General features: G+C 57.2%; 1 protein-coding gene and 1 pseudogene. Both read right to left on the minus strand.

The features are described from left to right. Positions 1–263 (minus strand): annotated as a pseudogene (locus tag QJ48_RS34510) (peptide ABC transporter permease); the annotation flags it as partial. Positions 264–266: 3 nt separating this feature from the next. Beyond that, positions 267–631: ABC transporter permease (locus tag QJ48_RS34515; RefSeq protein WP_157261866.1), on the minus strand; the 365-nt coding region annotated here is incomplete at its 5' end.

Here is a 631-nt window from a genome sequence, read left to right on the forward strand (position 1 = left end):
CGGCTGAACAAATCCCGGCCTAAATCGTCGGTGCCGAACCAGTGCTCAGCGCTCGGCGGCTTCAAGCGGCTCATCAGATCCTGCTCCGCGGGATCGTGGAGTGCAATGACCGGCGCAAACAACGCGAGTAGAATAAGGACCGCCATAATCCATAGGCTGATAAAGGCCAGCCGGTTAGCCTTGAATCGTTCCCAAGCCCGGCGTTTCGGTTTGGCGGCGGCCGCAGGAAGCTGGGCCTTGTTCGTAGTTACGGCTTCATTCATGGATTATACCTTCGCCTCGCTTTTGCTGTAGCTGACCCGGGGATCCAGGATCGCATAAGATAGGTCGGCCAATATGCTGCCGATGACATAGAGAAAGGCAGTCAATGTCGTAACGGCGAAGATGACCGGGTAATCCCTCTGGAAAGCCGCTTCTGTGAACAACCGGCCGATTCCGGGAATGCTGAAGATCGTTTCAACAATAACGGAGCCCGCGAAGAAGCCAGGCAGCGACAGCCCGAACAACGTCGCCAGCGGAATCAGCCCGTTGCGCAGGCCGTGCACGGTCAATATCCGTCCGCCCCGCAGCCCTTTGGCTTTAGCCGTGCGCATATAATCCTGATTGATAACCTCCAGCATGCTGGAGCGGA

This window comes from Paenibacillus sp. A3 (genome assembly GCF_001399685.1).
Taxonomy (GTDB): domain Bacteria; phylum Bacillota; class Bacilli; order Paenibacillales; family NBRC-103111; genus Paenibacillus_G.